Origin of the sequence: Pseudomonas sp. B2021 (assembly GCF_018135665.1) — a bacterium.
Lineage (GTDB): Bacteria > Pseudomonadota > Gammaproteobacteria > Pseudomonadales > Pseudomonadaceae > Aquipseudomonas > Aquipseudomonas lactis.
The window spans coordinates 1,744,847-1,770,789 of record NZ_SMOF01000001.1 but is presented as its reverse complement, the minus strand read 5'-3'; the positions used below and the strand labels follow the sequence as shown (position 1 = coordinate 1,770,789).

Annotated in this window: 33 protein-coding genes and 1 tRNA gene; 20 read left to right on the top strand and 14 right to left on the bottom strand. The window is 60.3% G+C overall.

Translation table 11 applies throughout. The features are described 5' to 3' along the window. Nucleotides 1–5: 5 nt before the first annotated feature. Both E1K68_RS07985 and rpoE read right to left on the bottom strand, forming a co-directional pair. Complete coding sequence (locus tag E1K68_RS07985; RefSeq protein ID WP_032892984.1) at nucleotides 6–593, bottom strand: RseA family anti-sigma factor; 588 nt, start codon at nucleotides 591–593, stop codon at nucleotides 6–8. Nucleotides 594–625: 32 nt separating this feature from the next. Next, nucleotides 626–1,207: an RNA polymerase sigma factor RpoE gene (gene rpoE, locus E1K68_RS07980; protein ID WP_003172477.1), complete on the bottom strand. Its 582-nt coding sequence runs from the start codon at nucleotides 1,205–1,207 to the stop codon at nucleotides 626–628. A 460-nt stretch (nucleotides 1,208–1,667) separates the two neighbouring features. Between rpoE and nadB the strand changes: the two genes are divergently transcribed. Next, the gene (gene nadB, locus E1K68_RS07975) at nucleotides 1,668–3,284 is read left to right on the top strand and encodes an L-aspartate oxidase (RefSeq protein ID WP_003189449.1); all 1,617 of its coding nucleotides are present in this window, start codon (nucleotides 1,668–1,670) and stop codon (nucleotides 3,282–3,284) included. Here nadB and E1K68_RS07970 read toward each other — a convergent pair. Beyond that, nucleotides 3,253–3,699, bottom strand: coding sequence for a protein YgfX (locus tag E1K68_RS07970; protein WP_003189446.1), 447 nt, complete (start codon nucleotides 3,697–3,699; stop codon nucleotides 3,253–3,255). The genes nadB and E1K68_RS07970 overlap by 32 nt on opposite strands. Continuing rightward, complete coding sequence (locus tag E1K68_RS07965) at nucleotides 3,683–3,937, bottom strand: succinate dehydrogenase assembly factor 2 (protein ID WP_014717362.1); 255 nt, start codon at nucleotides 3,935–3,937, stop codon at nucleotides 3,683–3,685. Before E1K68_RS07965 ends, E1K68_RS07970 begins: the two co-directional genes overlap by 17 nt. A gap of 140 nt (nucleotides 3,938–4,077) precedes the next feature. On the opposite strand from E1K68_RS07965, the gene E1K68_RS07960 reads away from it, so the two are divergent. Further along, the gene (locus E1K68_RS07960) at nucleotides 4,078–5,019 is read left to right on the top strand and encodes a folate-binding protein YgfZ (protein WP_003189442.1); all 942 of its coding nucleotides are present in this window, start codon (nucleotides 4,078–4,080) and stop codon (nucleotides 5,017–5,019) included. 36 nt (nucleotides 5,020–5,055) lie between these two features. Continuing rightward, nucleotides 5,056–5,877, top strand: coding sequence for an HDOD domain-containing protein (locus E1K68_RS07955; RefSeq protein ID WP_003189441.1), 822 nt, complete (start codon nucleotides 5,056–5,058; stop codon nucleotides 5,875–5,877). Here E1K68_RS07955 and E1K68_RS07950 read toward each other — a convergent pair whose 3' ends face one another. Both E1K68_RS07950 and E1K68_RS07945 read right to left on the bottom strand, forming a co-directional pair. Then, nucleotides 5,878–7,263, bottom strand: coding sequence for a sensor histidine kinase (locus E1K68_RS07950; RefSeq protein ID WP_003189439.1), 1,386 nt, complete (start codon nucleotides 7,261–7,263; stop codon nucleotides 5,878–5,880). Beyond that, nucleotides 7,256–7,927, bottom strand: coding sequence for a response regulator (locus E1K68_RS07945; RefSeq protein ID WP_003189437.1), 672 nt, complete (start codon nucleotides 7,925–7,927; stop codon nucleotides 7,256–7,258). The genes E1K68_RS07950 and E1K68_RS07945 overlap by 8 nt, the downstream gene beginning before the upstream one ends. A 235-nt stretch (nucleotides 7,928–8,162) precedes the next feature. Here E1K68_RS07945 and E1K68_RS07940 point away from each other — a divergent pair, with 235 nt between their 5' ends. From E1K68_RS07940 to E1K68_RS07920, 5 genes are all read left to right on the top strand, one after another. Continuing rightward, nucleotides 8,163–9,455, top strand: coding sequence for an OprD family porin (locus E1K68_RS07940; protein WP_192001988.1), 1,293 nt, complete (start codon nucleotides 8,163–8,165; stop codon nucleotides 9,453–9,455). Between the two features lie 28 nt (nucleotides 9,456–9,483). Next, nucleotides 9,484–10,473: a tripartite tricarboxylate transporter substrate binding protein gene (locus tag E1K68_RS07935; RefSeq protein ID WP_169855587.1), complete on the top strand. Its 990-nt coding sequence runs from the start codon at nucleotides 9,484–9,486 to the stop codon at nucleotides 10,471–10,473. A 148-nt stretch (nucleotides 10,474–10,621) separates the two neighbouring features. Next, nucleotides 10,622–11,080, top strand: coding sequence for a tripartite tricarboxylate transporter TctB family protein (locus E1K68_RS07930; protein ID WP_003189430.1), 459 nt, complete (start codon nucleotides 10,622–10,624; stop codon nucleotides 11,078–11,080). Nucleotide 11,081: 1 nt separating this feature from the next. After that, on the top strand, nucleotides 11,082–12,596 hold the full coding sequence (locus E1K68_RS07925) for a tripartite tricarboxylate transporter permease (RefSeq protein ID WP_003189428.1): 1,515 nt from the start codon (nucleotides 11,082–11,084) through the stop codon (nucleotides 12,594–12,596). Further along, nucleotides 12,589–13,626, top strand: a complete 1,038-nt coding sequence (locus E1K68_RS07920; RefSeq protein WP_034135075.1) for an AbrB family transcriptional regulator — start codon at nucleotides 12,589–12,591, stop codon at nucleotides 13,624–13,626. The genes E1K68_RS07925 and E1K68_RS07920 overlap by 8 nt, the downstream gene beginning before the upstream one ends. A gap of 29 nt (nucleotides 13,627–13,655) precedes the next feature. Here the strand turns inward: E1K68_RS07920 and ung are convergent, their stop codons facing one another. After that, entirely contained in the window at nucleotides 13,656–14,348 is a 693-nt protein-coding gene (gene ung / locus E1K68_RS07915; RefSeq protein ID WP_003189424.1) for a uracil-DNA glycosylase, read from the bottom strand. Nucleotides 14,349–14,484: 136 nt separating this feature from the next. Between ung and E1K68_RS07910 the strand changes: the two genes are divergently transcribed. Continuing rightward, nucleotides 14,485–15,597, top strand: a complete 1,113-nt coding sequence (locus tag E1K68_RS07910) for an enoyl-CoA hydratase/isomerase family protein (protein WP_003189421.1) — start codon at nucleotides 14,485–14,487, stop codon at nucleotides 15,595–15,597. On the opposite strand, the gene E1K68_RS07905 is transcribed toward E1K68_RS07910, so the two are convergent. Together E1K68_RS07905 and E1K68_RS07900 are read right to left on the bottom strand one after the other, a co-directional pair. Continuing rightward, a complete protein-coding gene (locus E1K68_RS07905; protein WP_032900451.1) occupies nucleotides 15,583–16,035 on the bottom strand; it encodes a DUF3757 domain-containing protein in 453 nt (150 codons plus the stop codon). The genes E1K68_RS07910 and E1K68_RS07905 overlap by 15 nt on opposite strands. Nucleotides 16,036–16,192: 157 nt before the next feature. Further along, nucleotides 16,193–16,552 (bottom strand): hypothetical protein, encoded by a 360-nt coding sequence (locus E1K68_RS07900; RefSeq protein WP_019818497.1) that lies wholly within the window; start codon nucleotides 16,550–16,552, stop codon nucleotides 16,193–16,195. A gap of 243 nt (nucleotides 16,553–16,795) precedes the next feature. On the opposite strand from E1K68_RS07900, the gene E1K68_RS07895 reads away from it, so the two are divergent. From E1K68_RS07895 to E1K68_RS07860, 8 genes are all read left to right on the top strand, one after another. Beyond that, nucleotides 16,796–17,008: a cysteine-rich CWC family protein gene (locus E1K68_RS07895; RefSeq protein WP_057710821.1), complete on the top strand. Its 213-nt coding sequence runs from the start codon at nucleotides 16,796–16,798 to the stop codon at nucleotides 17,006–17,008. Next, nucleotides 16,998–17,690 carry a 16S rRNA pseudouridine(516) synthase gene (locus E1K68_RS07890; protein WP_003189418.1) on the top strand — a complete coding sequence of 231 codons (693 nt, stop codon included), beginning with the start codon at nucleotides 16,998–17,000 and terminating at the stop codon, nucleotides 17,688–17,690. Before E1K68_RS07895 ends, E1K68_RS07890 begins: the two co-directional genes overlap by 11 nt. A gap of 305 nt (nucleotides 17,691–17,995) precedes the next feature. Continuing rightward, a complete protein-coding gene (locus E1K68_RS07885) occupies nucleotides 17,996–18,880 on the top strand; it encodes an alpha/beta hydrolase (protein WP_094775371.1) in 885 nt (294 codons plus the stop codon). Between the two features lie 113 nt (nucleotides 18,881–18,993). Further along, nucleotides 18,994–19,067, top strand: a tRNA-Gly gene (locus tag E1K68_RS07880). Nucleotides 19,068–19,363: 296 nt separating this feature from the next. Beyond that, nucleotides 19,364–19,546 (top strand): type II toxin-antitoxin system HicA family toxin, encoded by a 183-nt coding sequence (locus E1K68_RS07875; RefSeq protein WP_003189411.1) that lies wholly within the window; start codon nucleotides 19,364–19,366, stop codon nucleotides 19,544–19,546. Between the two features lie 21 nt (nucleotides 19,547–19,567). Beyond that, nucleotides 19,568–19,978, top strand: coding sequence for a type II toxin-antitoxin system HicB family antitoxin (locus E1K68_RS07870; RefSeq protein ID WP_034135072.1), 411 nt, complete (start codon nucleotides 19,568–19,570; stop codon nucleotides 19,976–19,978). Between the two features lie 85 nt (nucleotides 19,979–20,063). Beyond that, nucleotides 20,064–20,396 carry a hypothetical protein gene (locus tag E1K68_RS07865; protein ID WP_212614879.1) on the top strand — a complete coding sequence of 111 codons (333 nt, stop codon included), beginning with the start codon at nucleotides 20,064–20,066 and terminating at the stop codon, nucleotides 20,394–20,396. 99 nt (nucleotides 20,397–20,495) lie between these two features. Further along, complete coding sequence (locus E1K68_RS07860; RefSeq protein WP_034135071.1) at nucleotides 20,496–20,996, top strand: methylated-DNA--[protein]-cysteine S-methyltransferase; 501 nt, start codon at nucleotides 20,496–20,498, stop codon at nucleotides 20,994–20,996. Between the two features lie 101 nt (nucleotides 20,997–21,097). On the opposite strand, the gene E1K68_RS07855 is transcribed toward E1K68_RS07860, so the two are convergent. From E1K68_RS07855 to fos, 3 genes are all read right to left on the bottom strand, one after another. Then, the gene (locus tag E1K68_RS07855; protein ID WP_003189402.1) at nucleotides 21,098–21,625 is read right to left on the bottom strand and encodes a DUF4142 domain-containing protein; all 528 of its coding nucleotides are present in this window, start codon (nucleotides 21,623–21,625) and stop codon (nucleotides 21,098–21,100) included. A gap of 119 nt (nucleotides 21,626–21,744) precedes the next feature. After that, entirely contained in the window at nucleotides 21,745–22,386 is a 642-nt protein-coding gene (locus E1K68_RS07850) for a LysE family translocator (RefSeq protein WP_003189401.1), read from the bottom strand. 47 nt (nucleotides 22,387–22,433) lie between these two features. Next, a complete protein-coding gene (gene fos, locus E1K68_RS07845) occupies nucleotides 22,434–22,850 on the bottom strand; it encodes a fosfomycin resistance glutathione transferase (RefSeq protein WP_003189399.1) in 417 nt (138 codons plus the stop codon). A gap of 101 nt (nucleotides 22,851–22,951) precedes the next feature. Here fos and E1K68_RS07840 point away from each other — a divergent pair, with 101 nt between their 5' ends. Then, nucleotides 22,952–23,191 carry a ribbon-helix-helix protein, CopG family gene (locus tag E1K68_RS07840; protein WP_032900450.1) on the top strand — a complete coding sequence of 80 codons (240 nt, stop codon included), beginning with the start codon at nucleotides 22,952–22,954 and terminating at the stop codon, nucleotides 23,189–23,191. After that, nucleotides 23,181–23,465, top strand: coding sequence for a type II toxin-antitoxin system RelE/ParE family toxin (locus tag E1K68_RS07835; RefSeq protein ID WP_192001990.1), 285 nt, complete (start codon nucleotides 23,181–23,183; stop codon nucleotides 23,463–23,465). Before E1K68_RS07840 ends, E1K68_RS07835 begins: the two co-directional genes overlap by 11 nt. Nucleotides 23,466–23,472: 7 nt before the next feature. On the opposite strand, the gene E1K68_RS07830 is transcribed toward E1K68_RS07835, so the two are convergent. Further along, entirely contained in the window at nucleotides 23,473–24,387 is a 915-nt protein-coding gene (locus E1K68_RS07830; protein WP_192001991.1) for a LysR family transcriptional regulator, read from the bottom strand. Between the two features lie 68 nt (nucleotides 24,388–24,455). On the opposite strand from E1K68_RS07830, the gene E1K68_RS07825 reads away from it, so the two are divergent. Further along, nucleotides 24,456–24,932: a DMT family transporter gene (locus tag E1K68_RS07825; RefSeq protein WP_069557927.1), complete on the top strand. Its 477-nt coding sequence runs from the start codon at nucleotides 24,456–24,458 to the stop codon at nucleotides 24,930–24,932. On the opposite strand, the gene E1K68_RS07820 is transcribed toward E1K68_RS07825, so the two are convergent. Beyond that, on the bottom strand, nucleotides 24,904–25,578 hold the full coding sequence (locus E1K68_RS07820) for an NAD(P)H-binding protein (protein WP_003189392.1): 675 nt from the start codon (nucleotides 25,576–25,578) through the stop codon (nucleotides 24,904–24,906). The genes E1K68_RS07825 and E1K68_RS07820 overlap by 29 nt on opposite strands. Nucleotides 25,579–25,943 lie beyond the last annotated feature (365 nt).

Below are 25,943 nucleotides of genomic sequence, written 5' to 3'. Positions count from 1 at the left end.
GCGAATCAGCGGTTTTCCTGGCTTGCTGCACGAGCGTATGGCAGAGCGCTTTCAGTGCCTTTGGCGGCCGATTCCTGCGCATGTTGACGCAGGTAGCCTGGAAGGCGCTGATCCTGCCAACCGGATTGCCCCTGAAGTACACCATTGGCCATAGGGCCGGTGGTATCGGTGCTTTCCTTGTAGCCAGCCAGCACGGCCGGGCCCTTGACTTGCGGACCGGCCATGACCGGTTGCTGAGTCTGTTGGGCCAGCTCGTTGCCTGCGATCTCGTCCTGGTTGTACAGGCGAACACCTGCCAACACAGCAACGGTCACCGAAGCGGCCACTGCCAGACGACCCAGGCTGCGCCATGGACCACGCGAGGCTTTTGCCGGAACGGCTTCATCAGCCAGTGCAGCAGAAACGGCCGCAGCAATATCCAGACGAGGGATTAGGAGATCCTTGTGCATCACCGCCCGAGCGACTTGGTAACGAGACCAGGTATCACGGGTTTGGGCGTCATCAAATGCATTGAGCACTCGACGAAGTTCCAGTTCATCCGCTTCGTTATCCATCACTGCGGACAGCGATTCCTGCAGGGCATCACGACTCATGGCGGTTCCTCTCTTGGCTGTCGCCGCTGTCTTTAGTTTTCCTGCAACAACGGTTGCAAGGCTTTGTCGATGGCTTCCCGGGCCCGGAAAATCCGTGACCTCACAGTCCCCACCGGACATTGCATGACGCTCGCAATGTCTTCGTAACTCAGACCATCGAATTCACGTAAAGTTAACGCCGTACGCAAATCTTCTGGCAGTTGCTGAATAGTGCGATGAACGGTGCCTTCGATCTCGTCGCGCAGCAATGCACGCTCCGGCGACTCGAGATCTTTGAGGCCGTGATCACCATCGTAAAATTCTGCATCTTCTGAACTGACATCACTGTCTGGTGGGCGGCGACCGCGTGACACCAGATAGTTTTTCGCCGTGTTAATGGCGATGCGGTACAGCCACGTATAAAACGCACTGTCACCGCGGAAATTTCCAAGTGCACGGTAAGCCTTGATAAAGGCTTCCTGTGCAACGTCCTGCGCTTCATGGGTGTCGTGCACAAACCGCACGATCAACCCGAGAATTTTGTGCTGGTATTTCAGCACTAGCAGATCAAATGCTCGCTTATCACCGCGCTGTACGCGCTCGACCAGCTGCTGATCCTCTTCCTGGGTTAGCATGAACACTCCTCGTTGTACTTGAAGGAGGCTTGCATAACTAAACGATCAGGCTTGCAAACATAGACTCGGGCTTTTCGCAAAAGTTCTCCCCCTTCAAGCAAGTTTCCGGCATGCACTGATTTGGCACACACGAAAAACGCAGCACGGTCGGTGCCGGCTGCGCGAATAATCTTGTCGCCGGTTTCGTGACGCGTCCAATGCTCCCGACGGGCCAATAAACTCAACGTTTTCCCAGCTTTCGGGCAACCTGCTATTGAGTCGGGGCTTATGCAAAAAGTTCCCGTCCCGCCAACCGGCCGTTTCCCAACGCTGCGCAGCATAATCTCACAATGCCACGAAGGCGTGGCTATTGTGCCGCTCCACCCCTCTATATACTAGTGGCCCGTGTGACCCTTTGATTCGCCGATCCAGGCGTCCTGTTTGCGCCCCCCTTTGGATCGCTTTTTGCGGAATCCGTCAAATGAGCCAACAGTTTCAACACGATGTCCTCGTCATCGGCAGCGGCGCCGCCGGCTTGAGCCTGGCCCTGACCCTGCCCAGCCATTTGCGTATAGCGGTTTTGAGCAAAGGCGACCTGGCCAACGGCTCGACCTTCTGGGCCCAGGGCGGCGTGGCTGCGGTGCTGGACGACACAGACACCGTGCAATCCCACGTCGAAGACACCCTTAACGCCGGCGGTGGCCTGTGCAACGAAGACGCCGTGCGCTTCACCGTCGAGCACAGCCGGGAAGCCATCCAATGGTTGATCGACCAAGGTGTGCCCTTCACCCGTGATGAACATGCCGGCAGCGACGACGGTGGCTTTGAGTTCCACCTGACCCGCGAAGGCGGCCACAGCCATCGCCGAATCATTCACGCTGCCGATGCCACCGGGGCCGCGATTTTCAAGACCCTGCTCGATCAGGCCCGCCAACGCCCCAACATCCAATTGCTGGAGCAGCGCGTCGCCGTCGACCTGATCACCGAAAAACGCCTGGGCCTGCCGGGCGAACGCTGCCTGGGCGCCTACGTACTGAACCGCACCAGCGGTGAAGTCGATACCTATGGCGCACGCTTCACCATTCTCGCCTCGGGCGGCGCCGCCAAAGTCTACCTCTATACCAGCAACCCCGACGGTGCGTGCGGCGACGGCATTGCGATGGCCTGGCGCTCGGGCTGCCGGGTCGCCAACCTGGAGTTCAACCAATTCCACCCCACGTGCCTGTATCACCCGCAGGCCAAGAGCTTTTTGATCACCGAAGCCCTGCGCGGCGAAGGCGCACATTTGAAGCTGCCCAATGGCGAACGCTTCATGCAGCGCTTCGACCCACGCGCCGAGCTGGCACCACGCGATATCGTCGCCCGCGCCATCGACCACGAAATGAAGCGCCTGGGTATCGACTGCGTGTATCTGGACATCAGCCACAAGCCCGAAGCCTTCATCAAGACCCACTTCCCGACCGTCTACGAACGCTGCCTGACCTTCAATATCGACATCACCAAGGGCCCGATCCCCGTGGTGCCGGCCGCGCACTACACCTGCGGTGGCGTGATGGTCGATCAGCATGGCCGCACCGACGTGCCGGGCCTGTATGCCATCGGCGAAACCAGCTTCACTGGCCTGCACGGCGCCAACCGCATGGCCAGCAATTCATTGCTCGAATGCTTCGTGTATGCCCGCTCGGCGGCAGCGGACATTCTTGAGCAACTGCCGCGCATCCCGGTACCAGCCGCCCTGCCCCGCTGGGATGCGAGCCAGGTCACTGATTCGGACGAAGACGTGATCATCGCTCACAACTGGGACGAGCTGCGACGCTTCATGTGGGACTATGTGGGTATCGTGCGCACCAACAAGCGCCTGCAAAGGGCGCAACATCGGGTGCGCTTGCTGCTGGATGAGATCGACGAGTTCTACAGCAACTACAAGGTCAGCCGCGACCTGATCGAATTGCGCAACCTGGCCCAAGTGGCCGAGCTGATGATCCGGTCGGCCATGGAGCGCAAGGAAAGCCGCGGCTTGCATTACACCCTCGACTATCCACAGATGCTGCCCGAAGCCCGGGACACTATCCTGGTGCCAACCACCTACGCCGGCTGAACTTCAGGCGTACCCGCAGGCGCCGGTGCACATCGGCGGCCTGTGCATCCCTTGGCACGCAGATGGACCGCACTCGCCGTTCACCCTGCGCCCGGTAACGCAACACCACGATCAGCGGCAACGCCAGGCTGTCGGGCCGCAGTTGCACAGGGTGCCACCCGCGTGCGGCGCTCCATAATTGCCAGCCATCGTCGTCACGGCGCAGGCCACGAATCGACGAACGGTGAGTGAGCAGAATTTGCCGCGGTAACACCCAGGCACAATGAGCCAGGCATAACAGGATGCCCAGGCTTGAGTAAGGCAGATTTAGAACCAGCAGGCTGCCCAGCGCGATCAGTTGGGCAAGCACATAGGCCGCGAGCAACAGCCGCGAGGCCTGCCAGCGGCATTCGAAACGATTACTTGGGCTGGACACGGTCCAGGATCATCCGAACCATGCGCTGCAGCTCCGGGTCTTCGGATTCGGCGCGCTCCATGAACCAGCCAAACATGTCCTGGTCTTCGCACGTAAGCAACCTGACGTAGAGGTCGCGGTCCACCTGATTGAGCGTCGCGTACACCTCTTTGGTGAAAGGCACCAGCAACACATCCAGCTCCAGCATGCCGCGACGGCTGTGCCAGTAGAGGCGATTGATTTCTACATCTTCGACCATGGAGCCCTCCTAAAATAGAGCGCAAGTATACAGCCCCGACGACACTGGAACAGTCGGCTTTGGTCGCCCTATATGGAAACTATGCATTTGCCGGACGCCCCTCTATGATGCACCCATGACTTTTTGACCTGCGATGACCCATGGCTGACTCCGCTTTTTTCTGCTCCCTGTCCCACGAAGGCGTTCTCGCCGTCCGCGGCTCTGATGCTGCCAAGTTCCTGCAGGGCCAACTGACCTGCAACCTCAATTACCTGAGTGAAACCCAGGCCAGCCTGGGCGCGCGCTGCACGCAAAAAGGCCGGATGCAGTCGAGCTTCCGCATCCTGCTGCAGGGGGATGGCGTACTCCTGGCCATGGCCACCGAGTTGCTTGAACCGCAGCTGGCAGATTTGAAAAAGTACGCGGTGTTCTCTAAATCCAAGCTCACCGACGAAAGCGCTGCCTGGGCGCGCTTCGGCCTGGCTAACGCAGACGCGGCCTTGACCGCTCTTGGCCTGGAACTGCCGGTCGAGACCGACAGCGTGGCACGCAACGAGGCATTGATCGCCGTCCGCGTTTCCCAGGGCCGTGCCGAACTCTGGGTACCTGCCGAACACGCCGACGCCGTGCGCAGCCAATTGGCCGCGCAGTTGCAACAGTCTGAATTGAATGCCTGGCTACTTGGCCAGATCCGTGCCGGTATCGGTCAGGTGATGCCCCAGACGCGCGAGCTGTTCATCCCGCAGATGCTCAACCTGCAGGCCGTGGGTGGCGTCAGCTTCAAGAAAGGCTGCTACACCGGCCAGGAAATCGTCGCGCGCATGCAGTACCTGGGCAAACTCAAGCGGCGTCTGTATCGCCTGAACCTGGAGGCTGCCGAACTCCCCGAGCCAGGTACTCCACTGTTTTCCCCCAGCCATAACAGCGCAATCGGCGAAGTGGTCATCGCCGCAAAAGCTGACCAGTCGATTGAACTTCTCGCTGTGCTGCAAGCCGAAGCTGCCGACAGTGGCGACGTGCGCTTGGGCACCTTGGAAGGCCCAGGCCTGCACTTGCTTGACCTGCCCTACCAACTGGACCGAGATCGCGAGATCCAGCGTTAATCGCCGTACTTTTTTGCAGCACCCTAGAGAGCATGAATGAACAAGCTGGCGGAAAAAGTCCAACAAGCGTTGGTAACGGCCATCGATAACGATGACCTGGTTCTGCCGACATTGCCGGAGGTGGCCCTGAAAATTCGCCAGGCCGCCGAAGACCCGGAGATCAGCATCAGCCACCTGAGCAAAGTGATCAGTCGTGACACGGCCCTGTCGGCGCGCCTGATCAAAGTGGTCAACAGCCCGTTGCTGCGGGCCAGCCAGGAAGTCACCGACCTGCACACCGCCATCACCCGGCTCGGTACCAACTACAGCAGCAACCTGGCTATCGGCCTGGTGATGGAGCAGATCTTTCACGCCCGCTCCGAGGTGGTCGAACAGAAAATGCGCGACGTGTGGCGCCGCAGCCTGGAGGTGGCGGGCGTGAGCTACGCCTTGTGCCGTCGCCACAGCCAGCTCAAGCCGGACCAGGCGGCGCTGGGCGGCCTGGTGCATCAGATCGGCGTGCTGCCGATCCTCACGTATGCCGAGGACCATTATGAGCTGCTGGCCGACCCCGTCAGCCTCAACCACGTCATCGACAGCATTCACCCGGTGCTGGGGGACAAGCTGCTACGGGTGTGGGACTTCCCCGAGATGCTGGTGAACGTGCCGGGCCAATACCTGGACCTGACACGCGACTCTGCCAGCCTGGATTACGTCGACCTGGTGCAAGTCGCCGCGCTGTACTGCCACCGCGGCACCGACCATCCCCTGGGCACCGTGCCGCTTGCCACATTGCCGGCTCTCATGAAGTTACGCATAGACCTGCACAGCGACGCCCTGCGCAGCGAACTGGACGAAGCCCGCTCGATGTTTTACTGATCAACCCGCGATAAAACTCACGCGTACCTTAAGCCCCGCCAGCTCGCCATCATGCAGGCTGATCTGCGCCAGGTGCGCACGGCAAATCTCCCCGACAATCGCCAACCCCAAGCCCGAGCCCATGCCCTGCTGGCTGCGTCGATAAAAGCGCTCGAACACCCGGTCCCGCTCATCCAGCGGGATACCGGGGCCGTCATCTTCCACCTCCAGCACCGCCGGGGCCGTCACCCGCAGAATCACATTGCCGCCGGGTGGCGTATGGGCCAAGGCGTTGTCCACCAGGTTGCTCAGCAGCTCATTGAGCAGCGTCGGTTCGCCACGCAGCCATACCGGCTCATCGGCCTCCAGCGCCAGCGCCACGCCCCGCGCGTGGGCCAGCGGCGCCATGGCCATACCGAGCTCACGGGCCAACTGGCTTAAATCGAGCAACTGCGCACCACCTTCGGCAATGGCCCGGGCACCGTTTTCGATGCGGGCCAGGGACAACAATTGATTGGCCAGGTGCGTCAAGCGGTCGGTGCCCTGGGCGGCCGTTTCCAGGGTGCTGCGCCAGGTGGCCGGTTCTTCGGCACGCAGGCCCAGTTCCAGCCTGGCCTTGAGCGCCGCCAGGGGTGTGCGCAGTTCGTGGGCAGCATCGGCAATAAACTGCGCCTGACGCTCGAACTGCCCGCGCAGGCGTTCGGTGAAATGGTTGAGCGAGCGCACCAGTGGGCCGAACTCGTCCTGAACTTCCACCAAAGGCAGGGGCCGCAGGTCATCGGGCTGGCGCTCTTCCACCGCCGTGCGCAGGCGTTCCAGCGGGCGCAGGGCGGCGCTTACCGCGAACCACACCAGCAACAATGCGCCGATGGCGAGCATGCCCAGGCGCAGCAGGGTGTCAGCCATCAGGCTGCGGGCCATGGCCACCCGCGCTTCGTCGGTCTCCGCGACACGAATTTCGGCCATGCCATTCATGTTCGGCTCCGAGACGGCCTTGAGCAGGCTCACCACCCGTACGTGCTGGCCCAGGTACATGGCGTTGTAGAACCGCGCCAAGGCTGGGTAATCGTCGGTGCGGGGCGTGCCGGGCGGCGGGCCGGGCAGGTTTTCGTAACCGGAAATCAGCTTCTGATCAATGTCATTGACCTGATAATAAATGCGCCCGGCACTGTCGTAGGCAAAGGTGTCCAGGGCTACATAAGGCACATTGGCGCTGAGGGTGCCGTCCACCTGGGTCAAGCCGGCGGCAATGGTGCGCGCCGAGGCCAGCAGCGTGCGGTCATAGGCGGTGTCGGCAGCTTCGCGACCGTTCCAATAAGCGCTCATGCCGCTGGCGAGCATCAACAGCACCAGCAACAGCGCCAGGTTGCACAGCAAGCGCCAGCGCAGGCTGCTGGGCTTATGCATCACGGGCTTCCAGCAAGTAGCCAAGGCCACGGAAGGTAACAATGGCGATGGGCTGGCCATCGAGCTTCTTGCGCAGGCGATGCACGTAAATTTCGATGGCGTCAGGGCTGGCCTCCTCGTCCAGGCCAAATACCTGGGAAGCCAATTGTTCCTTGCTCATCACGCGACCCGGCCGGGCAATCAAGGCTTCGAGCACCGCTTGCTCTCGGGAGGTCAAGGTCATCAGTTCGCCTGCGACCGTGAAGCGCCGGGTGTCGAGGTCGTACACCAGTACACCGCAGGTCTGCTGGCGCTCGCCGCCCAACACGCTGCGCCGCAACAGTGCCTTGACCCGTGCTTCAAGCTCCGAGAGTTCAAACGGCTTGGCCAGGTAGTCATCGGCGCCCAGGTTCAGGCCGTGCACGCGGTCTTTTACATCACTGCGAGCAGTCAGCATCAGCACCGGCAGGTTTTTTCCACGTGCCCGCAAACGCGCGAGCACCTCGAAGCCATCCAGGCGCGGCAACCCTACGTCCAGGATCACCGCGGCGTATTCCTCGCTGCTCAAGGCCAGGTCCGCCGCCACGCCGTCATGCAACACATCAACGGTCAAACCCATGCTCTTGAGCGCTTGGGCGACACTTTCGGCGAGCTGCAGATGGTCTTCAACCAACAGGACACGCATGGATTTCTACCTCATTCAGGGGTGGTCGGCGCCACGCTTTGCCCGGCAGTTTACAGCCGCAACCTGGCCTGTGAAGCCCGAAAACATTGAAAGGCGATTGAAAGGTTAGTGAAAGCTTCGCCCTTTAGGATCTAAACACGGTGGTCTATGCCCGCCGAGTTGCCTGACCCGTAGCGCCCGAAAAACGCCTCGAAGCGTTTTCGCCAAAATAAGAACAATAACGGAGTACACCACGATGCTGTCGACCCAGCCACAGGCTTGCGCGCCTGTTCGCTCTTCCCGCCTGACCCATACCGCCCTCGCCAGTGCCGCCGCCCTTGCCGGCTTTACGCCGCTCAGCCAGGCTGCCTTCTTCGAAGACAGTAGCGCGACCCTGGAAACCCGCAACATGTACTTCAACCGCGACTTTCGCGACGGTACCAGTGCGCAGCAATCCAAGCGCGACGAATGGGCACAAGGCTTCATGCTCAATGTGCAATCGGGCTACACCGACGGCACCGTCGGCTTTGGCGTGGATGCGCTGGGCATGCTCGGCGTCAAGCTCGACTCCAGCCCCGACCGCACCGGCACCGGCCTGCTGCCGACCCACGATGACGGCCGCGCCGCCAACGAGTACTCCAAGCTGGGCCTGACCGGCAAAGTGAAAATCTCCGCCACTGAGCTTAAGATCGGCTCGCTGATCCCCGAACTGCCGATCCTCAAGCCCAACGACGGGCGCATCCTGCCGCAGACCTTCAACGGTGGCTTGATCACTTCCAAGGAATTCAAGAACCTGGTGTTCACCGGTGGCCGCCTGGACAAAGCCAAGGACCGCGACGACACCAACTACGAAGACATCGCGCTCAATAACAAGAACAGCCGCTTCCTCAGCGGTGCCACCGGCAAGCACTTCAACTTTGGTGGCGTGGACTACAAGTTCGCCGAAAAGGTCACCGGCAGCTACCACTTCGCCCAACTTGACGACGTGTATCGCCAGCACTTCCTCGGCATGGTCGCATCCCGCCCGATGGGCCCTGGCACCTTCGCCGCCGACCTGCGCCTAGCCATCAGTGATGACACCGGCTCAGCGCGCGGCGGCAATATCGATAACAAATCCCTCAACGGCCTGTTCAGCTATGCCCTCAATGGCCACAAGCTCAGCGCCGGCTACCAGCACATGTCCGGCGACAGCGCCTTCCCGTATGTGGATGGCAGTGACCCGTACCTGGTCAACTTCGTGCAGATCAACGATTTTGCCGGCGCCGAAGAACGCTCCTGGCAGGCACGTTACGACTACGATTTCGCCAAGCTGGGCATTCCGGGCTTGAGTTTCATGAGCCGTTACCTCTCGGGTGACAACATCAAGCTCAAGAATGGCGAGACCGGCAAGGAGTGGGAACGCAACAGCGAGATCAAGTACGTGGTGCAAAGCGGCACGTTCAAAGATGTGGCCGTGCGCCTGCGTAACGCCACCTATCGCTCCAACTATTCGGCCCGTGACGCAGATGAAATGCGCTTGCTGGTCAGCTACAGCGTCGCACTTTGGTAATACCCCCCTCATAACAACAACGATGGAGATCACCATGACCCTTTCACTGCGTAAATTTGCCCTCGCCGCCGGCTGCATGCTGTTCGCCGGCCAACTGCTGGCCGCCGACGAACCCAAGCGTCCGGAATGCATCGCCCCGGCCTCCCCTGGCGGTGGTTTTGACCTGACCTGCAAGCTGGCGCAAAGCGCGCTGGTAAACCAAAAGCTGCTGACCAAACCGATGCGTGTGACCTACATGCCCGGCGGCGTGGGCGCAGTGGCCTACAACGCAGTGGTCGCCCAGCGCCCTGCGGACGCCGGTACTCTGGTCGCCTGGTCGAGCGGTTCGCTGCTGAACCTGGCCCAGGGCAAGTTCGGCCGTTTTGATGAAAGCGCCGTGCGCTGGTTGGCGGCAGTGGGCACCAGCTATGGCGCCATCGCGGTGAAAAGCGATTCGCCCTACAAGACCCTCGACGACCTGGTCAAAGCCCTGAAGAAAGACCCAGGCAGCGTGGTGATCGGCTCCGGCGGCACCGTCGGCAGCCAGGACTGGATGCAAACCGCACTGATTGCCAAGGCCGCCGGGATCAACCCGCGCGAGCTGCGTTACGTCGCCCTTGAGGGCGGCGGTGAAATCGCCACAGCCTTGCTGGGTGGTCACATCCAAGTGGGCAGTACCGACATCTCCGACTCCATGCCGCATATCCAGAGCGGCGACATGCGCCTGCTGGCGGTGTTCTCCGAGAAGCGCCTGGATGAGCCGGAAATGAAGGATATTCCGACCGCCAAAGAGCAAGGCTACGACATCGTCTGGCCGGTGGTGCGTGGCTTCTACCTGGGGCCAAAGGTCAGCGATGAAGACTACGCCTGGTGGAAAGCCGCCTTCGACAAACTGCTGGCTTCCGAGGAGTTCGCCAAGCTGCGTGACCAGCGCGAGCTGTTCCCGTTTGCCATGACCGGCCAGGAGCTGGACACCTACGTGAAGAAGCAGGTGGCTGACTACAAAGTGCTGGCCAAAGAGTTCGGCCTGATCCAGTAATCGCCCCTCTTTTTGTGTAATGCCCCTGTAGGAGCGAGCTTGCTCGCGAAGAACGCAAGTACACCGTGTGCATCCAGGATGGCCGGCGTCATCGTTGACGTTTTTCGCGAGCAAGCTCGCTCCTACAAGAGGGGCCTTGGAGTTTTCTATGCTCTTACAACGCATTTTTGCCGCGGTGCTGTTACTGGCCTGTATCGGCCTGGCACTGATGGCCTGGCCATATCAGGCGGCCTTTTCCTACGAACCCGTGGGGCCCAGGGCCTTCCCCCTGCTGCTGCTCGGGCTGATGGGCCTGGCGCTCATCTACATGATGATTCGCCCGCAGGCGACCAAACACACCGACGATGAACCCGCACTGGACCAACCCACGTTGATCAAGATCGGCATCTGTGTGGCCCTGCTGCTGGTGTTTGCCGGCACGTTCGAATCCTTGGGCTTCATTCTCAGCAGCATGCTGATCGGTATTCCGATGGCACGGCTGTATGGCGGCCGCTGGTTGCCCAGCGTGGTGATCATCACCTTGATGAGCGTCGGTCTTTATCTGCTGTTCGATAAAACCATGGACGTACCGTTGCCCCTCGGCCTGCTCGACGTTCTGGAGAACTGATATGGATACTTTTGGCTATTTGGGCCAGGGTTTCGGCGTTGCGCTGAGCCCCTATAACCTGGTGACCGCGTTGTGCGGCACCTTGATCGGCACCGTGGTCGGCCTGTTGCCGGGCCTGGGCCCGATCAACGGAGTGGCGCTGTTGATCCCCATCGCCTTCGCCCTGGGCTTGCCGCCCGAGTCGGCGCTGATCCTGCTGGCAGCCGTGTACCTGGGCTGCGAATACGGTGGCCGCATCAGTTCGATTCTGCTGAACATCCCGGGCGAAGCGTCCACCGTGATGACCACCCTCGACGGTTACCCGATGGCCCGCAAAGGCCTGGCTGGCGTGGCACTGTCGTTGTCGGCCTGGAGTTCGTTCATCGGCGCGTTTATCGCCACCTGCGGCATGGTGCTGTTCGCCCCGCTGCTGGCCAAGTGGGCGATTGCGTTCGGCCCGGCGGAATACTTCGTATTGATGGTGTTTGCGATTGTCTGCCTGGGCGGCATGGCCGGTGACAAACCGCTGAAGACTTTTGTTGCGGCGCTGATCGGCTTGTTCCTTTCCTGCGTGGGCATCGACGCCAACAGCGGTGTGTACCGCTTTACCGGCGACAATATTCACCTGACCGACGGCATCCAGTTCGTGGTGCTGGTACTGGGGCTGTTCTCCATCAGCGAGATTCTGCTGCTGCTGGAAAAAACCCACCGTGGCCAGGAAGCAGTGAAAGCCACCGGGCGCATGATGTTCAACGCCAAGGAAGCCTTGTCGGTACTCACCGTGAACCTGCGTTGCGGTGTGTCGGGCTTTATCATCGGCGTGTTGCCGGGTGCCGGTGCGACCATGGCGTCGGCCGTTGCCTACATGACCGAGAAACGCATCGCAGGCGCGAGCGGCAAGTTCGGCCAAGGCGACATGCGCGGCCTGGCCGCCCCTGAAACCGCGATTGGCGCATCGGTTTGCGGCGCCATGGTACCGATGCTGACCCTCGGTGTTCCGGGCTCGGGCACCACAGCGGTGATGATCGGCGCCCTGTCGCTGTACAACATCACTCCTGGCCCGCTGCTGTTCCAACAGCAACCGGACATTGTGTGGGGCCTGATCGCGTCGTTGTTCATTGCCAACATCATGCTGGTGGTGCTCAACATCCCGATGATCCGCATCTTCACCCGTATCCTCGCCGTGCCGAACTGGGCGCTGGTGCCGGTGATCGCCATCATCACCGCGATTGGCGTGTACGCCGTGCATGCCACCACCTTCGATCTGTTCCTGATGATCGCCATCGGCATCTTCGGCTACATCCTGCGCAAGCTGGACTTCCCGCTGTCGCCGCTGCTGCTGGGCTTTATCCTCGGCGGCCTGATGGAGCAGAACCTGCGCCGTGCGCTGTCGATCTCCAACGGTGCGCTGGAAATCCTGTGGTCGAGCCCGATCACCTTTGGCGTCTGGGTACTCACCGCAATCATGCTGCTTGTACCGCTGCTGCGTATCTGGCGTAAACGCGTGCAACAGCGTCGTGCCCTGGCCGATGTCTGAGGTCACCTTTAAACATTGGTGGGGAACACCGCTGGTCGGCCTGGCCGGCGGTTACCTGGCCAGCCTGGTGGGCTGGCCTTTGCCGTACATGGTCGGCTCGTTGCTGGCGATCATCCTGGTGCGGTGCCTCACGCCCTGGCAGTTGGCGGAGATTCCCGGCGGGCGCAAATGCGGCCAATGGGTGGTGGGCATCGGCATCGGCCTGCACTTCACCCCGGTGGTGATCGAGCAGGTGATGAGCCATTTCGGCCTGATCTTCTTCGGCGCACTGGTCACCAGCTTGTCGAGCGTGGTGGGCGTGTGGTTGATGCGCCGCAGCGGTGAAGACCGTGCCACGGCGTTTTTCTCCAGCATGCCGGGCGGTTCCGGCGAGATGGTCAACCTCGGCGCCCGCAATGGCGCGGTGCTCAGCCGGGTTGCGGCCGGGCAAAGCCTGCGAGTGCTGGTGGTGGTGCTGTGTGTGCCGGCGATCTTCAAGTATTTGCTCGGAGGCGGCGCGCCGCAGTTTCATCCGGCGCCCGTAGACTGGGCCTGGCTGGCCCTGCTGTTTCCGGTGGGTGCGCTGGTCGCCTGGGGCTGGCAACGCTTGCGCCAACCCAACCCCTGGTTGTTCGGACCATTGCTGGTGAGTGCGGTGGCGAGCGTGACCTGGGATTTGCACATCGGCCTGCCAGACGGCGGCAGCCAGATCGGCCAATGGTTGATCGGCAGCGGTTTGGGTTGCCACTTCAATCGGCAGTTCTTTCGTCGGGCACCGTCGTTCATGGGCCGCACCTTGATTGGCACGGCATTGACCATGCTGCTGGCGACATTGGCGGCGGTGGGCTTGAGCGCCCTCACTCACCTCGACCTGCGATCACTGACCCTGGGCATGATGCCAGGCGGTATCGCTGAGATGAGCCTGACGGCTGAAACCCTGCAGCTGTCGGTGCCCTTGGTGACGGCGATGCAGGTGATGCGCCTGTTGTTCGTGCTATTTTTGGCCGAGCCTTTGTTTCGGCACTGGAACCGTCAGCCAGCCCCTCTCTAAACCCTCCCACATTCTGAATGTGCCAGGCCTCAGACCGGTGGCAAACGCCACTCGATGGGGGCCTCGCCATTCTGCTCAAGGAACTTGTTGGTCCGGCTGAAATGCCCGCAGCCCAGAAACCCACGATACGCCGACAACGGTGACGGATGCACCGACGTCAGCACCAGATGCTTGGTGGCATCGATGAGCTTCTGCTTGCTTTGAGCATGGGCGCCCCACAGCAGGAACACCAAGTGCGGCTGATGCTCGCTGACCACTTCGATGATTCGATCGGTAAAAAACTGCCAGCCCTTACCCGCATGGGCGTTGGCGTTGGCGCGCTCCACGGTCATGGTGGTGTTGAGCATCAGCACGCCCTGGTCGGCCCAGCTTTGCAGGTAACCGTGGTTGGGGATGTCGATGTTCAGGTCGCGCTTGAGCTCTTTATAGATATTGACCAGCGACGGCGGCGCCGGCACGCCCGGTTGTACCGAGAAGCACAGGCCGTGGGCCTGGCCAGGGCCGTGGTAGGGGTCTTGGCCGAGGATCACCACCTTGACCTTGTCCAGGGGCGTGGAATTAAGGGCATTGAAAATCAACGGGCCGGGCGGGTAGATCTCTTTGCCAGCGGCATGTTCCTGGCGCAGAAACTCGCGCAATTGCGCCATGTAGGGCTTCTCGAACTCATCGCGCAGGGCGTGTTTCCAGCTGGGTTCGAGTTTGATACGGTCGCCATCGGTCATAGTTCAATTGTCTTGTAAAAAAGAATGAGGCGAACCCTAGGAAAGCCTACCCCGCTTGTCAATTGATCTGACACAGCACCGGCACTTTCCCACGAAGGGATCATACTCATCCTTCACCTTCTCGATTGAGGTCACGATGAACCTGCATTTCGAAGAACTGACCGGCAGTGGCGGCGCTCGCATCGGCATCGCCAGCCTGGACGCGCCAAAGTCCCTCAATGCCCTCTCCCTGCCGATGATCCTGGCCCTGGATGAGCGCATGGAGGCTTGGGCCAAAGACCCGCAGATCGTCTGCGTGCTGCTGCGCGGCAACGGCCCCAAAGCCTTTTGCGCCGGTGGCGAAGTGCGCAGCCTGGCCCAGGCATGCCGTGAGCAGCCCGGCGAAGTTCCGGCTCTGGCCGCGCAGTTTTTTGCCGCTGAATATCGTCTTGACTACCGCCTGCACACCTACCCCAAACCGTTGATCTGCTGGGGCCACGGTTATGTATTGGGCGGTGGCATGGGCCTGTTGCAAAGCGCCGCCGTGCGTATCGTTACGCCGAGCAGTCGTTTGGCCATGCCCGAGATCAGCATTGGCTTGTACCCGGATGTGGGGGCCAGTTGGTTCCTGTCCCGCCTGCCAGGCAAACTCGGCCTGTTCCTGGGCCTCACCGGCGCCCATATCAACGGTCGTGACGCGCTGGACTTGGGCCTGGCCGATCGCTTCCTGCGCGATGACCAGCAAGACGAATTGCTCGATGGCCTGTTGCAACTGAACTGGCAGGAACAGAGCGCGATGCAACTCAACAGCCTGCTAAAGGCCCTGGGCCAGGAGGCGGTCAGCGATCAACCCGAAGCGCAATGGCTACCGCGCCGCGCACAAATCGACGAATGGCTGGATGTCGGAGATGTACGCTGTGCCTGGCGTGCCTTGAGCCTGCTGCGCGACCACAGCGACCCGCTATTGAACCGCGCCGGCAAAACCCTCAGCGAGGGCTGCCCGCTGACGGCGCATCTGGTGTGGGAACAGCTCCAGCGCGCGCGCCACCTATCCCTGGCCCAGGTGTTCGAGATGGAATACACCCTGAGCCTCAACTGCTGCCGTCATCCGGAGTTCGCCGAAGGCGTTCGGGCGCGCCTGATCGACAAAGACCAGACGCCTCATTGGCACTGGCCGGATATCAACACACTGCCGGATGCAGTGGTGCAAGCGCACTTTGACAAGGCTTGGGAAGGTAGGAATCCTCTGGCAGATTTATCTGACTACTGACAGGTCTGTACGTTTGTCGTTGACCTTGAACGCGCAATTGTCCGGTTGGCTGTCCACGCACGTATACACCGGCAACTCGAACGCATCGGGCTGCAGCTTCCAATACAAGGAGCTGGTCAACGACATGTTGATAATCTCATTGCCCCTGCTTGGCCTCAACACTACTACCCCGTTCCAGCTGGTGCGGTAGATGCACTTGTCCATGTAGCCGTTTCCTCTCTCCTCGCCGTCGCCCGGCATGAAGACTGCGCCAATGAACCCGTCGACAACACCACGCGACGCTACCTTCGGACTTTGCCAGCGCAGGCCATTGTCCTGGGCGCGATAATGGCCATCGGCGTACACGATCTGCGTCGTATAAGGACAGCCCTGCTCCGCTCTTGCCGATGCAATGAAGCCGCTCATCAGCAGGAGCACGCAAATCAATTGTTTGAACATAGGGATTCCATCTGCTCAGTCTCACCACGCAAAAGCACAAGGCTTCTCGTTAGTGAAGTACAGCTAGCGCCTCAAAGATAGCTGTTAAATCTGACAGTACGGACATACGGTACCTATAAAAAACGGCGCATGATGCGCCGCTTGTTTTTCAAGATATTTAACGGTGACCGCCGCGGCCACCTCCGTGGTCGGAACCACGTCCACGCCCGCCATTGCCCCAGCGGTCGCCCCACCCCTGATTTGGGTAGGGCCGGTAGCCGGCGCGAGGGTAATAGCGCGGGGCCGGTTGGTAGTAGCGCGGCGCCGAATAGTAGCGAGGCTGCGGCGCATAGTAGCGAGGCGCTGGCGCGTAATAGCTGCGCCCAGAAGGGTAATAACGCGGGCCGCCGTAGTAGTAGGCTGGCGCCGGTGCGGTGTAGACCTCGGAGCGATAGTAGGTAGCGCCTCCATCGTAGTAGGGCACGCAGGCTGAAAGGGTCAGGCCGAGCAAAGCGATAAGCAGCAGTCGTCGATACATGGCGGCCTCCTGGACCGCGGAAGAGCTCCTCCAGCGACGCTGGCGAGCGGCATTCAGCCTTCACTGAATGACGAAACATCTGACATCAAAAACCGAATCTGGTGCGTTCGCGACACAAGTGGAAACATCTGTTTCAGACGAAGTGAAGCCTCGCCAAAAAGCCATGGTGATGGAATGCCGCGCAGCCGCGCTGTATCGTGCAATAACTAACGCGCCCTACCCGATTCCCTTCTGAACCGACCCATGACCACACCGACCCTCTGCCCCGCCTGCGGTGCCCGCAACGACTGCTCCCTGGCCGACCCGCGTACCGTCGACCAGGCCTGCTGGTGCTACAGCGTCATCATCAACCCGGCGGTGCTTGAAGCCCTGCCGGATGAGTTGCGCAATAAAGCCTGCCTGTGCCCACGCTGCGCCCAAGTGGACGAACAGTTGCGTAACCGCCATGCGCGTTGATCGCTTCCTCAGCAACCTGCCACAGTTCAATCGCAAGCAAGTGCGCCTGTTGCTGGCGGAGCGCCGGGTAACCGTCGAGGGTGTTGCAGTCAGCGATCCGCACCATCACGTACGTGAATTCAGCCAGGTCTGCGTGGACGGTGAAATCCTGCAAGCGGGCAAGCCGGCGCGTTATTTCATGCTGCACAAACCTCAGGGTTGCGTCAGCGCCACATCAGACCCGCAACACCCCACGGTCCTGGACCTGCTGGACGAACCAGACAAAGCCGACCTGCATATCGCCGGGCGCCTGGATTTCAACACCACCGGCCTGATGCTGATCACCAACGACGGCCAATGGTCACGGCGTCTCACGCAACCGCAGACCAAGTTGCCCAAGGTTTACCATGTGCAAACCGAACAGGACATCGGCCCGCAGTACGCACAGACGTTCGCGGCAGGCGTGTATTTCGCTTTTGAAGATCTCACTACCCAACCTGCCGAACTTGAACTGCTGAGCCCCAGAACGGCCCGGTTGAGCATCATCGAAGGCCGCTATCATCAGGTGAAGCGCATGTTCGGGCATTTTGATAACAAGGTGACCGGCCTGCACCGCGAGCGAATGGGGCCCTTGGTGCTGGATACGTCGCTTGCGCCGGGTCAGTATCGGCCACTGACTGACGACGAAATCCGACAAGTCTGACGACCGTTCAGCCGGTGATGGCAAAAAACCAGCCGCTTGCCTTGCGACCTGCTTTCGGTGCTGCTTGAATCAAGGCTTCAGCCAGATGATGACTGACGAGTCGCCCTATAACCTCCAAGAAACACCTTGCCTCGCCCGCGCTTGATACCCGGGCCTTCCCGGCAAACCGCCCGCCATAACAACACCCGCCGGCCAGCCGTCATCGGACCGACATGGGCCCTCATTTTCCAGGCGTATGCCTACCTGTCATAAAGCTCGTGCAGAGTGATCTGCGCGCACTACCCGCTTGCCAGGAGTCTTACGACATGAGGCCAGAAATCGCTGTGCTGGATATACAGGGTCAGTTTCGGGTGTACACGGAGTTCTATCGCGCGGACGCAGCGGCCAAGACCATCGTCCTGGTTAACGGCTCCATGGCGACCACAGCGTCCTTCGCTCAAACCGTGAAAAGCCTGTACCCGCAATTCAATGTGGTGTTGTACGACCAGCCCTACGCTGGCCGTTCCAAAATCCACAACCGTCATGAGCACATGCTGACCAAGGAAGTCGAAGGCCAGATCCTCCTGGAACTGCTCGACCACTTCGCCGCTGAACACGTGTTGTCCTTCTCCTGGGGCGGCGCAGCCACGTTGGTTGCCCTCGCCCAGCGACCCCGTCGGGTGGAAAAAGCCGTGATCAGCTCATTCTCGCCGGTGATCAATGCGCCCATGCGTGACTACCTCGAACGTGGCGTCGACTACCTGGGCAACCTCGACCGCGACCGTGTCGGCCACCTGGTCAACAGCACCCTCGGCAAGCACCTGCCGTCGCTGTTCAAGCGCTTCAACTACCGCCATGTCAGCAGCCTGGCCGCACACGAATATGGGCAGATGCATTTTCACATCAGCCACGTGCTCAACAGCGACCGGCAGTGCTACCTCAAGGCCGCCAGACAGATCGACATTCCGGTGCTGTTCTTGAACGGAGAATGGGACGAATACACCAGCGCAGACGACGCCAAGCTGTTTGGCCAGCATGTCGCCAAGAGCAGCTTCAGCACTATCCAGGCGACGGGACACTTCTTGGACATGGAACATAAAGCCGCATGCCGCGATAGCCGTGAGGCCGTGGTGGGCTTCTTGAAAGGGCAGCGGCCCGCCAGCCCGTTGCGATATAGCCAGGGCCAGGCGCAGCATGCATGGGCGCTTTGAAATCAAGCCTGACACTGTGGCGAGCAAGCTTGCTCGCCACACGCAACTCTCACATTTTTCAAAGAAAAACTTCAAATCCAGCCGAACATCTGGTACAAAGTCAGCCGCTCTGAGCGGGTATAGTTTAGTGGCAAAACGAAAGCTTCCCAAGCTTTAGTTGAGGGTTCGATTCCCTCTACCCGCTCCACTCAGATTTGCACTTGCGTCAGGAGGGTTCTGGCGCAGGATGCACAAAAAACCGGTCCTTGGTGACCGGTTTTTTTATACCAATAATTTAGCCTCCAGCGCTCATCTGCTGCTCGGCAGTCGAGCCTGAGGGCGTGAAGCACCTCGTAATACCTCCAAGCGGCGCCATTTCTGTGCGCCCATACACTTCATTCAACACCTATCGAAATCTCGGACATCAACCGTTGGTAGGTAGAGTGTTGATAATTTTATAGCAGTGGTTATAGTCTCCACCAACACACACCACAAGGAGGTGATGTGGATAGCCGGTATTTGATAGGACACATCGTTGCAGACGGTTGGTATCTGGTGCGCATCCGAGGTAGCCATCATCACTTCAAGCACCCGACAAAGCCGGGGCTCGTGACGATCCCTCACCCCAAAAAGGACCTGCTGGATAAAACCGCCAAGAGCATTTTGAAACAGGCTCTGCTGAGCTAACCGTCCCTGGAGGGCAAGAGCATGCTTTACCCCATCGCAATTTCAACGGGCGACGCGGACCACGCCTGGGGCGTGGAAGTCCCGGATATTCCTGGCTGTTATTCAGCCGGCGATGATCTGGACGATGCCATGGCCATGGCCCGCGAAGCCATCGAAGGGCACTTCGAGATCCTCGCAGAAGATGGCGCGCCGATCCCCAGCGCGCAAAAAGTCACCGTGCACGCCGCCAACCCTCAGTACACCGGTTGCACGTGGGCTGTGGTGGACATCGACGTGACCAAATATCTGGGCAAAGCTCAAAAGCTCAACATCACCCTGCCCGGCTATCTGTTGAATCGCATCGATGAGTACGTGTTGAATCATCCACAGGAAAAAAGCCGCTCGGGATTCCTGGCGTCCGCTGCGCTCAAGGTATTGCAACAGGAACGGTAGTTACGCCTAAACAAAATCTTACGGCAAGGACGGCAACACCCCGCGATGATGTAGGCTCATCGGCCAAGAGTTCGGACACATGGCAATGCTGGACACCCAAAAAAACACACCCAAGATCATCCTGCGCCAAGTCGTCGGCTGGGTGTTGGTGTTGCCACTGCTGGCCTCGTTTGCAAGGCTGCCCTTTCCTCTCGGATTACTCTTGGAAATAGGCGTGATTGCCGCGTCGGCTTACGGGGTGAGCCTGGCCTGGCGTCATGCGAGCCGCCGCGTGGCAGTATTGGCTTTGATTATCACCCTGCTCAATATCATTTCTGCGTTCATGCTAAGCACTGCATCTGCGCTGAAGGCGCTCTACATAATCTCGTGGCTTTACTGTTACCCCTACTACGCCGATTGGGTTTACTGGAATTTCTAGACGAGCGCAAAATTTGACCGCAAGAAACGTAGTTTCCAGGCACTCTGATGGAACTACAGTGACGTCGTCCCCCTTCACGCCCCTTCAAGGAGCCTGCCGATGACTTACCACTACAAGCTCATGCCTTCCCCCGTCGGTGAGCTCACCCTGGTGGCGCGCGATGGCAAACTCAGCGCCATCCTCTGGGAAGTGGAACGTGCGAATCGCGTACGCCTGGGTGAATTGATCGAGGCCAACGACAGCCCGGTGCTGCGAGAAACCGAACGCCAATTGAAGGAATACTTTGCCGGAACACGTAACCAGTTCGAGCTGGAGCTGGACTTCACGGGCACTGACTTCCAAAAGCAGGTCTGGCAGGCACTGCTGACCATCCCCTTCGGCGAAACCCGCAGCTACAGCCAGATCGCCGAGCAGATCGGCAACCCCAAAGCCGTGCGCGCTGTCGGCGCGGCGAATGGGCGCAACCCCATCTCAATCATTGCGCCCTGCCACCGGGTGATTGGTGCTTCTGGCGGCTTGACCGGTTTCGCGGGCGGGCTGGCGGCCAAGCAGTATTTATTGGCGCTGGAAGGCACCGGTCAGGGGGAACTGGCGTTATAGCGCTACATTGAACAAGCCGCGTCCAGAACGGGCCTGAACTCGGCATAAAAAACGGCGGCTGGATTCTCTCCAACCGCCGTTTTTCATATCAGGCAGCAGCCTCAACCGTCGCCTTGATGGCCCTTGCCGTAGGTCGAGGCCAGGGCCCGGGCTTTTTGCAGGCGCTCTTCAAGCTTGGGCAGCGTCTCATCCACCAACGCTTTTATCTCTGGTACATCCGACGCCGCACCTTCTTTCTGGAACAGGGCGATGGCATCTTCGTTCTCCTTGACCTGCTGCGCGGTATAGGCAGCGTCAAACGAATCGCCGTCCTTGAGTTCAGGCATCAGGGTTTCGGCCTTATCAACGATCTTCTCCCGTGGGGCCACAGGCAAATCAAGCTTCTTGGCAATCGCCGCCAAGTGCTGGTTGGCCAGGGTGCGCTCGTTGATGACCTCGATGGTGTAGTCCTTGATCTCTTGGGACGAGGTCTTGGCGTGGGCCATGCGGCTGGTTTCGATATCGGCCATGCCTTTGGCCGAAGCCTGCTCGATGAATTCTGCAGGCGACTGGGCGAAAGCATTGCTGGCGCCGAGGCCCAGCAGCATCGCGAAACTGGCGGTGCGTAACCGGATAGCCATGCGGCTCATGATGGGTTCCTCCAGGGCAAAAATAGGCGCGGGAGTATACTCCTCGCCCTGAATTGGAATTTTCAGGGCGGCAAAGGTTTAGAAAAAACTTCCCTGTGCGACGAACGGCAGTCGTCGCCTCAGGCCGGTTTGCTGCCAAACAGGCCCGGCAATGCGTGCGCCAGGGCATTGAGGGCGAAGCCGATAAACATCACGCCGCAGAGTCTGGTGATGAGAATTTCGTGGCGTTGATACAGCGTCCGCACCCGTTGGGCGCCCACCACACCGATCAGGATCGCGTAGGCCAGCAAGCCACCGATAAAGCTCAGCAGAATCAAGGTCGGCAGCATCGACCAAGTCAACAGCTCGGCCCGGCTGGACAGCAACGCAGTGAAGGTCGCCACGGCCACCGGATACGCCTTGGGGTTGGTCAAGCCAAACAGAATGCCGTGCCAGAACGGATGACGCGCCGCGCCCTGAGGGGCATCGCTGTTGCGGCGTTGGGTGCGGATCGCACGCCAGCCGAGCCAGAACAAATACACCCCGCTGAGTACGCCGAGCACATCAAAGGCACTGCTGCCGACTTCCCGCGCACCGACGATGGCTATCAGCGCCGTGCTGCACCACACCACATCGCCGAGCAAATGACCGCACAAGAATCCTGCCCCGGCACGCCGGCCACGGGCCGCACCGATGCCGAATACGGCCAGGACACCGGGGCCAGGGGTAATGCCGTAGATAAAACCCGAAGCCAGCACGGCGAACAGCAAGGATGGAGTCATGGATAGACGCTCCGACAGACGCTAAAAGGTGATTGATTCTGCATGCTTCACCGCGACGGGTAAAACTTCATTCCAGCATAGGGCTTGGCACGACAGGCTTGCAGGCGCGAGGCCAAATCGCCGACATGGGCCTCCAGCTTGTGGCCGTCGGGATCGAGGAAATAAAACGATGCGCCTTCGCTGCGGTTGTCTCGCCACTCCCGTACGCCGGCAGCACGCAGGCGTTCGACCAAGGCAGTGAAATCGGCAGCATCGACAGTGAAGGCATAGTGGGTGTAATCCACCGCCGCAGTAGTCGAACGCAACGGGTCCAGCGACAGGCACAGCCAAAGCCCAGGCAGTGAGAGGTAGGCACCGTGGTCCCAGGTTGCGTCGAGCTGCAGGCGCAGCAGGTCGTGATAGAAACTGACGCTGCGCGGCACATCGGTGACGGCCAGGGTCAGGTGGTTGAATCCAGAAAGCATGACTGTTCTCCTTGATCGTCATACGCCTGACGAGCGGGGCAAACCGTGGCGGTAATGACGATGTAGTATGTTGCACTACACATCACTACATCGAGGTTCATATGTCTGTTATGTCCCTACGTATACCGGAAGACGTCGCCGATACCCTCGCCAGTCTCGCCAAGGCTACCGGTCGCAGCAAATCCTTTCTGGCCGTTGACGCATTACGCGAATACCTGGCCCGCGAAGCCTGGCAAATCGAAGAAATCCAGAAAGCCGTGAAAGAAGCGGATGCGGGGGATTTCGCCACGGCTGCCGAGGTAAAGGCGGTCGCTGATAAATGGCGCGCCAATGCAGGTTGAGTGGCTGAGGGCAGCCCTCAGAAATCTTGACGATGAAGCGGCTTATACTGCCGAAGAAAACCCCAAAGCAGCCCATGAATTTGTCCTGGCAATTCTAAGTGGTCTGGAACAGGTCGCCGCGTTTCCCGCGATGGGGAAAGAGGGACGAGTGCCGGGGACTCGCGAGTGGGTTGTATCCCGATGGCCCTACATTGTTCCTTACCGAATTCGAGAGGGGCGACTACAAGTAATGCGGATTTTTCATACACGTCGTCAACCTCCGAAAGCCTGGTAACAGGAGCCTAATCAACCAGCCCCACCACCCGCTCAATCAACCACTGCAACCCTGCATCCCCACCCCGCCGCGTATGCCAGGCCAGCTCAAAGGCAAACGACGGGATATGAAAGGGCGGTGGCACGGCCAGCAATTGCCGAGCGTCGATATTCAATAAACCCCGGGACGACACCGTCAGAATCAAATCCGTGCCCTGGATCAACTGCGGCGCCACCCCCCAATGCGGCAGGCTGATCGCCACATGGCGGCGTTCACGAATGGCCGTCAGTGCCCGTTCGATTTCCGGTGTGCCGCTGCCGCGCATCTCCAGCAGTACATGGGGGCGCGACAGGTAGCCCGGCAGGTCCAGCACCCCACTTGGCGCAAGGCTGTCGCGGTCGACCAGGCAGGTGTAATGCTCTTCGAACAGCGGCGTGGTGCGCAGTTCGGCGGGCATGTCGGGAAATACACCTGCCACCAGGTCGAGGTCGCCATTGAGCACACCGTCGACCATGCCTTCGCGGCTGGCCTGGATGATCTGCAAGTCGATACCGGGCGCTTCCTGGCGTAGGACGCGAACCAGGCCGGGTAGGAAAATCGCTGCGCTGTAATCCGACATCGCCACGCGAAAGCGGCGTTTGGCAGAAGTGGGATCAAAACGATTCGGCGTCAATAAGGCCTGCACCTGCGCCAGGGTTTCGGCCAAGGGTGCCGCCAACTCCAAGGCGCGCGCGGTTGGCACCAGCGTGCCGCCCTGACGCATCAGCAGCGGGTCGCCCAGCATATCGCGCAGCCGCGCCAACGCATGGCTGACCGCCGGCTGGCTCAGGTGCAGGCGCTCGGCGGCGCGGGTGACGTGCTGCTCGCTGAGCAAGGCGTCGAGGACCACCAACAGGTTAAGGTCGATGCGGCGCAGATCATTCATCAGCTGCATGCCCAGCATAAGAATTTGGAATTTAAATTTGCTCGACGAATAACCTAGAGTCCAGCAAAACTTCTGGGAGCGTCGAGATGACGGTGTTGCATTGGGTAGGTTTGTTGGCGCTGGCGGTGTTCGCCGGTGCAGTGGTGCCGTTTCAAAGTGCGATCAACGCCAACCTCGGGCGCGGGCTGGGCCATCCTTTGTGGGCCACCTTGGCGTCGTTGCTGGTAAGCATCATCGTGCTGCTGCCGGTGATTGTGGCGCTGCGTTTGCCTCTGCCGAGCCTGGCCTTTATCAGCAAGGCACCGTTGTGGATGTGGGCCGGCGGTGCCTTTGGCGTGTGTTTCATTTCATTGGCGTTGATGCTGCTGCCCAAGCTCGGCGCATCAGGCTTCATTGCGCTGGCCATGGCCGGGCAGATTCTCGCCTCGTTGCTACTGGACCATTTCGGCCTGTTCGGCCTGGTGGAACGCCAACTGACAACCTCGCGGGTACTGGGCGCATTGCTGCTGATCGGCGGCGTGGCATTGATTCAGTTCAGCGGCGCTCAGCCGCCAGGCGATTGATCTGCGCCTGCTCCACCACCGGCTGCGGCGCGCCCTGGCTGGCCGCCTGCAACATCGCACGGCCGACCGTCTCGGTGCTCACCACCCAGTCCGGCTTTAGTCGCCGCACAAACGAAAGCACCGGCCCGAGCACGCTGTAGAAAGATTGATACAACGGCGTCTTCGAACGTACGCCGTGCAACGGCTGGATGATCCCCGGACGGAACAGATACACCGCCTTGAACGGCAGGCGCAGCAAGGCATTTTCGGTCTTGCCCTTGACCCGCGCCCACATCGACTTGCCGGCTTCGGAGCTGTCCGTGCCAGCGCCGGACACATAGATAAAGGCCATCTGCGGATTGAGCCGCGCCAGGGTACTGGCCGCCACCAGGGTCAGGTCATAGGTGAGGTGGGTATAGCGCGCTTCTTTCATGCCCGCCGACGAAACACCCAGGCAGAAGAAGCACGCATCAAAACCTTGCAACAGGTTTTCCAGGGGTTGGAAATCCAGCATGTCGCTGTGCAACACCTGGTGCAGCTTGCCGTGCTCCTGGGTCAAGGGCGTGCGGCCCACGGCCACCACTTCCTGCACATCAGGCGCCAGCAGGCACTCGCGCAGCACACCCTGGCCCACCATGCCGGTGGCGCCGAATAACAGAACTCTCATGAAAGGACCTCAGCGGCACGCCGCACGCTTGATGCTTGAATGCATTAGGCGTGTAGCTTAACGCGTGCCGCTGGAGGCTGCGCCTATCAAAACTACACAACTTTGTAAGTTGTCGCAGCCGACGGTAACCACGATGCGAAGCGAGCCGCCCTTGATCTTGATCTGCTTTTGATCTTGATCTTGATCTTAAGCGCCCCGTCAAACCACGCTGGCCGGAATTCGACAGGGATTTGGGGGGTAAACCGGCAGGGATGCCGGTTTAGCCGCCCCGCGCCATGGATGGCGCGTGGCGGCGGCCCCCCAAATCACTGGCGGATTACGGGCACACCGAGCCTAAGCGAGGTGCCGAGTGGTGGGGCAAGAGC

Coding starts and splice junctions, on each gene's coding strand:
- E1K68_RS07905 (WP_032900451.1), bottom strand. CDS start 16,035: ATGTTCAAACAATTGATTTGCGTGCTCCTGCTGATGAGCGGCTTCATT.
- E1K68_RS07865 (WP_212614879.1), top strand. CDS start 20,064: ATGCTGGACACCCAAAAAAACACACCCAAGATCATCCTGCGCCAAGTC.
- E1K68_RS07820 (WP_003189392.1), bottom strand. CDS start 25,578: ATGAGAGTTCTGTTATTCGGCGCCACCGGCATGGTGGGCCAGGGTGTG.
- E1K68_RS07940 (WP_192001988.1), top strand. CDS start 8,163: ATGCTGTCGACCCAGCCACAGGCTTGCGCGCCTGTTCGCTCTTCCCGC.
- E1K68_RS07960 (WP_003189442.1), top strand. CDS start 4,078: ATGGCTGACTCCGCTTTTTTCTGCTCCCTGTCCCACGAAGGCGTTCTC.
- E1K68_RS07835 (WP_192001990.1), top strand. CDS start 23,181: ATGCAGGTTGAGTGGCTGAGGGCAGCCCTCAGAAATCTTGACGATGAA.
- E1K68_RS07885 (WP_094775371.1), top strand. CDS start 17,996: ATGAGGCCAGAAATCGCTGTGCTGGATATACAGGGTCAGTTTCGGGTG.
- E1K68_RS07830 (WP_192001991.1), bottom strand. CDS start 24,387: ATGCTGGGCATGCAGCTGATGAATGATCTGCGCCGCATCGACCTTAAC.
- E1K68_RS07840 (WP_032900450.1), top strand. CDS start 22,952: ATGTCTGTTATGTCCCTACGTATACCGGAAGACGTCGCCGATACCCTC.
- E1K68_RS07930 (WP_003189430.1), top strand. CDS start 10,622: ATGCTCTTACAACGCATTTTTGCCGCGGTGCTGTTACTGGCCTGTATC.
- nadB (WP_003189449.1), top strand. CDS start 1,668: ATGAGCCAACAGTTTCAACACGATGTCCTCGTCATCGGCAGCGGCGCC.
- E1K68_RS07920 (WP_034135075.1), top strand. CDS start 12,589: ATGTCTGAGGTCACCTTTAAACATTGGTGGGGAACACCGCTGGTCGGC.
- E1K68_RS07945 (WP_003189437.1), bottom strand. CDS start 7,927: ATGCGTGTCCTGTTGGTTGAAGACCATCTGCAGCTCGCCGAAAGTGTC.
- E1K68_RS07950 (WP_003189439.1), bottom strand. CDS start 7,263: ATGCATAAGCCCAGCAGCCTGCGCTGGCGCTTGCTGTGCAACCTGGCG.
- E1K68_RS07895 (WP_057710821.1), top strand. CDS start 16,796: ATGACCACACCGACCCTCTGCCCCGCCTGCGGTGCCCGCAACGACTGC.
- rpoE (WP_003172477.1), bottom strand. CDS start 1,207: ATGCTAACCCAGGAAGAGGATCAGCAGCTGGTCGAGCGCGTACAGCGC.
- E1K68_RS07855 (WP_003189402.1), bottom strand. CDS start 21,625: ATGAGCCGCATGGCTATCCGGTTACGCACCGCCAGTTTCGCGATGCTG.
- E1K68_RS07925 (WP_003189428.1), top strand. CDS start 11,082: ATGGATACTTTTGGCTATTTGGGCCAGGGTTTCGGCGTTGCGCTGAGC.
- fos (WP_003189399.1), bottom strand. CDS start 22,850: ATGCTTTCTGGATTCAACCACCTGACCCTGGCCGTCACCGATGTGCCG.
- E1K68_RS07985 (WP_032892984.1), bottom strand. CDS start 593: ATGAGTCGTGATGCCCTGCAGGAATCGCTGTCCGCAGTGATGGATAAC.
- E1K68_RS07965 (WP_014717362.1), bottom strand. CDS start 3,937: ATGGTCGAAGATGTAGAAATCAATCGCCTCTACTGGCACAGCCGTCGC.
- E1K68_RS07890 (WP_003189418.1), top strand. CDS start 16,998: ATGCGCGTTGATCGCTTCCTCAGCAACCTGCCACAGTTCAATCGCAAG.
- E1K68_RS07850 (WP_003189401.1), bottom strand. CDS start 22,386: ATGACTCCATCCTTGCTGTTCGCCGTGCTGGCTTCGGGTTTTATCTAC.
- E1K68_RS07860 (WP_034135071.1), top strand. CDS start 20,496: ATGACTTACCACTACAAGCTCATGCCTTCCCCCGTCGGTGAGCTCACC.
- E1K68_RS07910 (WP_003189421.1), top strand. CDS start 14,485: ATGAACCTGCATTTCGAAGAACTGACCGGCAGTGGCGGCGCTCGCATC.
- E1K68_RS07825 (WP_069557927.1), top strand. CDS start 24,456: ATGACGGTGTTGCATTGGGTAGGTTTGTTGGCGCTGGCGGTGTTCGCC.
- ung (WP_003189424.1), bottom strand. CDS start 14,348: ATGACCGATGGCGACCGTATCAAACTCGAACCCAGCTGGAAACACGCC.
- E1K68_RS07870 (WP_034135072.1), top strand. CDS start 19,568: ATGCTTTACCCCATCGCAATTTCAACGGGCGACGCGGACCACGCCTGG.
- E1K68_RS07955 (WP_003189441.1), top strand. CDS start 5,056: ATGAACAAGCTGGCGGAAAAAGTCCAACAAGCGTTGGTAACGGCCATC.
- E1K68_RS07900 (WP_019818497.1), bottom strand. CDS start 16,552: ATGTATCGACGACTGCTGCTTATCGCTTTGCTCGGCCTGACCCTTTCA.